Annotated in this window: 5 protein-coding genes; all 5 read left to right on the top strand. The window is 33.0% G+C overall.

Going from position 1 to position 5,923, the window contains the following annotated elements:
• The first annotated feature begins 550 nt into the window (after positions 1–550).
• On the top strand, positions 551–1,243 hold the full coding sequence (locus ACTCDL_RS13440; RefSeq protein ID WP_463177781.1) for an ABC transporter ATP-binding protein: 693 nt from the start codon (positions 551–553) through the stop codon (positions 1,241–1,243).
• Positions 1,236–2,429 (top strand): ABC transporter permease, encoded by a 1,194-nt coding sequence (locus ACTCDL_RS13445; protein WP_463177788.1) that lies wholly within the window; start codon positions 1,236–1,238, stop codon positions 2,427–2,429. Before ACTCDL_RS13440 ends, ACTCDL_RS13445 begins: the two co-directional genes overlap by 8 nt.
• Positions 2,430–2,528: 99 nt before the next feature.
• Complete coding sequence (locus ACTCDL_RS13450; RefSeq protein ID WP_463177793.1) at positions 2,529–3,902, top strand: NAD(P)H-dependent oxidoreductase; 1,374 nt, start codon at positions 2,529–2,531, stop codon at positions 3,900–3,902.
• A 37-nt stretch (positions 3,903–3,939) separates the two neighbouring features.
• On the top strand, positions 3,940–4,695 hold the full coding sequence (locus tag ACTCDL_RS13455) for an outer membrane lipoprotein-sorting protein (RefSeq protein WP_463177796.1): 756 nt from the start codon (positions 3,940–3,942) through the stop codon (positions 4,693–4,695).
• Positions 4,696–4,707: 12 nt separating this feature from the next.
• The gene (locus ACTCDL_RS13460; RefSeq protein ID WP_463177799.1) at positions 4,708–5,748 is read left to right on the top strand and encodes a hypothetical protein; all 1,041 of its coding nucleotides are present in this window, start codon (positions 4,708–4,710) and stop codon (positions 5,746–5,748) included.
• Positions 5,749–5,923 lie beyond the last annotated feature (175 nt).

Consider the following 5,923-nt stretch of genomic DNA (forward strand, 5'->3'; position numbering starts at 1 on the left):
ATATTGCGATACTTCCTTAGAGTTGACGGTTGACAGTGGACAGTTTACAGTAAAAAGATAAAACCTTATACTTTAAGAGGTTTAGTGATTTTGAACTTATGAAGTAAAAGTGTTTCATTATCTCTATATGAAAACATATAAACTTGAATGATTATACTAGATAGATTTATAAGTTTTCAATCTTTAGTATGACTCTAAATATATCTGTTAATCCAAGTTAATCTAAGTTAAGCTCCTTCTGAGTTATAAATAACTCTCCGTGATGACTAGCCTGCTGAACATGACAGATAATTCTATCTAAGTTAGATAATTAGCATATTTTTAATGAGACTCTAATTTTTGATGTTTTGTTGTAAGTCAAGTCCCCTCCGAGTTATAAATAACTCTTCGTGTATGAATTATCTGTTGAACATAACAGATAATTCTATACTCCAATGGTATGATATTTCTTCCTACTTCTTGTCTGATAGAAATGGAACCTTTAGTAGATGTGGTAAAGAGAGCTAGTACATATAATATAATTAAGAGATGATTTCAAGGGGGAGTTAAATTGGCTATTATTAAGCTAGAAAATCTAAGTAAGACCTACTCTAGTCAAGTTGAAGAGGTTCAGGCTTTAAAGAATATAAACTTAACTATTGATAAAGGTGATTTTATTGTAGTAAATGGACCTTCAGGTAGCGGTAAATCTACTCTGCTTAATTTGTTAGCTGGTATTGATGAAGCTAGCTTAGGAGATATCCAGATTAATAATATTTCTCTAAGTTCATTAAGTGATAGAGAACGGACAGAGCTGAGGAGGGATAAGATTGGGTTAGTATTTCAATACTTTGAGTTGATTCCAGTTCTGACAGCATGGGAAAATGTAGAGTATCCCCTGCTCTTACAGAAGGTTAGTAAGTCAGAAAGAAAGAGAATGGTTGATAGAATTCTAGAACAAGTGGGACTTTCTAAAATGGCTCAACGTTTACCTAATCAATTATCTGGTGGACAGAAGCAGAGAGTGGCTATTGCTAGGGCTTTAGTTACTGATCCAGAAATAGTTCTGGCTGATGAGCCAACAGGAAATCTCGATACCAAAACCGGAGAGAAGATAATTGAGCTAATGTTAAATTTAAATAGAGAATATAATGTTGCTTTTGTGATTGTAACCCATGACTTATTTGTCAATAAATATGCGCAAAAGCTGATTGAGATTCAAGATGGTAGTTTGAAGATAAAGGAGGTCAACTCTAATGCTTAAAATAGCCTGGCGTAATATCTTAAGAAATAAGCGACGCTCCTTATTGAGTTTAGTATTGATTCTTATCAGTGTAGCAGTATTATTCTTATTGAAAGGATATTTTTCAGCAACCTATGATGGTTTAGAGTTGATGGCAATTAATCAATATAGCCATTTGCAGATTGCTAAAGAAGGCTTTTGGGATGAGGGAAGTGAAGAGAGAAAAATCTTAAGTAGTCAAGATATCAATAAGATTGCAAAGGTACTTGATGCTAAAGAAGAGGTTATAGACTATACAAATACACTAGAGATAGCAGGGATTTTAGGAACAGAAGATAGGAGTACTATCGTTTCGGGAATGGGAATAGAGACTGATGATGGACAGAACCTTGAAATCAAAAGTGGAACTAAATTATTTGCTGGAGATGAGACTAAAGTAATAGTAGGTGAAGGGGTAAGAAAGAAGCTCCATCTTAAAGTTGATGATTGGGTCTCTATTATGGCTACTACTATTGATGGAGCCTACAATGCAGGTAGTTTACAGTTAAGTGGCTCCTTCTCTGTCGGAAATGATGATGCCGATAGCCATTATATCATGATGCCCCTTAGCTTTGCTCAGACTATGCTAAATACTGATGGAGTAGATAATTTCAAAGTAACGCTAAGTGATACTGACTTAACTGAGAGTCTTATTCAAGAGTTGGAAGGAGAGTTTAAAAGAGAGGGCTTAGCGGTGGAACTTAGAAGTTGGCGAGATTTAGCTAATTTTTATCATCAGGTTAAAGGATTGTATGATACAGCCTTCTTCTTCTTATCAATTTTAGTCTTTATTTTAATCTTTATGAGCATCTTAGAGATTATGTCGATGTCCTTTTTTGAAAGAATGGGTGAAATCGGGACAATTAGAGCGATTGGCACGAGAAGAAGTCAAGTATTTGTCCAATTAATTGAGGAGGCTTTAATTTTGGGAATTATAGGTGGAATTATAGGAGTTGCTTGTGGTTGGGGAACAGGTGTAATTATTAATAATTTAAATATAACCTATACTCCACCTAGTAGTGGTGAGGTTCCTCTCTATATCAAGTTAGCTTTAAATAACGGAATTATCCCTTTTTTAATCGTAATTATGGTGACTACTTTATCGGCATTATATCCTGCATTAAAAGCATCACGCCTGAAGGTAGTTGAGATGCTGAGACACGTTTAATTGATATAAAGCTATGCTTTATATCAATAGTTGACAGTGTATAGTGTACAGTTGACAGTTAAATAAAAGATTAAATGATTATAAAAGCGAGGTGTTTTTATGAAAATTGCTATATTGAATGGAAGTCCTAAGGGGCAGACAAGTGTTACTATGCAATATGTCAAATATTTAGAGGAGAACTTTAGCGATCACCAATTTAAGTACTTCAATGTATCTAATCAAATAGTAAAGCTTGAAGACTCAAAAGAAGAATTCGATACTTTAATGCAATCAATACTTGAATGTGATTTAGTATTCTGGGCTTTTCCTCTTTATGTGTACCTAGTTCATTCAGAGTATAAGAGATTTATCGAGCTGATCTTTGAATCTGCTTATGCTAAAGATTTTAAAGGAAAGTACTCTGCATCACTAAGTACATCAGTTAACTTTTTCGATCATACTGCCCATAACTATATTCAGGCTATATCTGAAGATTTAGAGATGAACTTTATTAGCTCTTTCTCTGCTAAAATGTATGACTTGTTAGCAGAAGATAATAGAGAGAAACTAAACTCTTTCTTTAAGGAGATAGTGAATACCGTCTCTAATAACAGAAGAACTAGCAAGAGGTTTTCAAGAATAGATAAGAAAGTTTTAGAATATAATCCTACTTCACCTATTGACCAGCAAAAAGTTGCTAATAGAACAGAGAAGGTACTGGTAATCTGTGACTATTATGATTCTGATACTAACCTTGGTAGAATGGTGGATAGATTCAAATCTCTCTTTACTCAAAGTCCTGAATTAATTGACCTTTCAAAAGAGGAGATTAAAGGAGGATGTCTTGGTTGTTTAAAATGTGCTTATGATAATAATTGTGCTTATGATAATCAGGATGCTATTAGAGAGATATATGAGGATAAGATTCAGCAAGCAGATATTATTGTGTTTGCGGTTACTATTAAAGATAGATACCTTAGTGCCTTATTTAAAAGGTTTATAGATAGGCGTTTCTTTCAAACTCATCAACCTCAGCTTGTTGGAAAGCAGGTTGCCTATCTCATCTCAGGAGTAATCAGTCAAAATAATAATATAGATGAGATAATTAGAACCTCTACTGAGTTTGATCAAGCCAATCTGGTAGATATTATAAGTGATGAATATAATGATGTGGGAGTAATTGATGAATTATTATCTAGTACAGCAGAAAGGCTTGTAAAATTTTCAAGGCAGAATGTTATAGCACCAATGACCTGTAGAGGTGTCAGTGCATATAAGATCTTTAGAGATGAGATCTGGGGAGAGCTTCGTTTTCCTTTCAGAGCAGACCATATCTATTATAAGAAGAATAAATTATATGATTTTCCTCAAAAAAATTGGAAGAAAAGGTTTATAAATTTATTTGCTAATTTCTTTTACAAGATCCCTTTTATTAGAAGAGAGATTCAAAAGAATATGAGAGAGCATATGATTAGAACTTTTGAAAAGCTATGATTAGCAATCAAAAACAATTGAAGTTGAGGTGTATTTAATGAAATCTATAAATAAAAGTTTAATCTTACTTTTAGCTTTAATTATTTTGATGTCCAGCACCAATCTTATTTATGCCAAAGAGCCTAAAGATATAATCAAATTAGCTTTTCAAAAACAGAATTTAAATCAAGATTCTTATCTGCTTGAGATGGAATGTATAGTAAGTGAAGGTGATAAGAGAGATAGCTCTAGCTTGAAGGTTTATATCTATAATGGTGGAGAACGGCAGATGGTAACTTTTAGAGCCCCTAAAAGATTAACTGATAATAAATTTTTAGTTATTAGGACTAATACTTGGATGTATAAGAAAGGCTTACACCGTCCTATCAGAGTATCAGGAAGTCAGAAGCTATTTGGTGATGCTGGGGTTGGAGAGACTGTAGGAATTGATTATTATAATGATTATCAGATTAAAGAATATAGTGAAACAGAAGATAATTATATCTTTGAATTAGTAGCTAAAGATAGCCAGACGTCTTATCAGCAAGCTAAATTGACTATTAGTAAAGGAGGATGTTATATAAAAAAAGTTATTTTGAAAGCAATAACCGGAATTCCACTTAAAGAATTAACCTATAAGAATTATAGAAAGATAGGAGAGCATGAACTTGCTGATATAGTAATTAAAAATCTCTTGCAGAATCAAGATAGAATTACAGAATTGAAATATATCGATATAGAGAATAAGAAACTATCTGCTAAGGCCTTTCAACCATTAATGATGGGCAAATTTAATCTACTTATCAGAGATTAGAGGAGGGTTAAGGTGCTTAATAAAAGACTCTTATTGATCTTATTATTTATATTTATCTTCAACCTATCAGTTATAGATAATGTTAGAGCCATTGAAATAGACAGTAAATTAACTACTGAATTTAATTACTCCCATATCGATGATGATAGTTTGCCTAAAGCAGTTATCGATGATTTAGAGAGTGATATAGAGAGTACCTTGGAACTTAGCCTTTCTGGGATATATAAGCTTTATCAATATAATATTATTTTAGAGGGGGAAACTGAGGATAGCTCCTTGGATATAGAAGAGGCTACTATCAGTGGGATGATTGCTCATAGTATCTTAGAGATTGGTAAAAGGGACTGGACTTGGGGCAAAGGCTTTGATTATTCCCCAACCTATCCTCTAAATAGTGACGAAAATTATATAGGCAGTGAACTAAGTTTGATGGTTGATTACTCTACCTTCAAAGTAGGTGCTAGTCTAGATAGTGATAATAAGAGATTCTACTGTAGTTGGATAAAGTTTAATTCATTACTAGAAAGTAGTGATTATACTATTATTCTCTCCTATCAACAGGATGATAGTCAATTAGAAGAATTATATCATCCTTTAAAGAAAGCCAATACTTTAAGGAAAGAAGATGGAATTAATTTAGGGGTAAATTACTCTAAGGATTTTCTTAATGGCTTGACGATGCGGGGAGAGTATAATTTACGTTATTGGAGAAGTGAAAGAGAGGAGTTTAGCTATTATCTCTTAGGAGGAGAATATATCACTGAGGGAAGTAAGGTAATTACTTTAGAGTACTATCGAAAAGAGGATGACTATTTGATCTGTGTAATAGGAAATCAAGGTGATTCTTTCGCAGATTGGTCATGGGAATTAGAGGAAGTGTATAATCTCAGTGACTCTGGTCAATGTAGAAGCTTTGAGTTAGATTATACTGGTAGAGATAAGTTTACACCGTCTATTGAAATTATTAACTTCTTAGGACCTAAAGATAGTCACTTTGAAGAGAATCCTAAAGATTGGGCTATTAATTTTAAAGTTGTTATTGATCTTTTGTAAGTGAATTTAATTATTTTGTTATATAATGAGTTGTACTGGTTAAATTTCAATCTGACAATATTTATGGAGATATTAGGACACTTTAAGTTTTAGCTACGGGTTTTAACCCGTAGTGTAACATGTCATCATCACCACAGGTTGAAACCTGTGGCTAGTAAATTTACCATTATAAAAA

The organism is Orenia sp. (assembly GCF_055140805.1).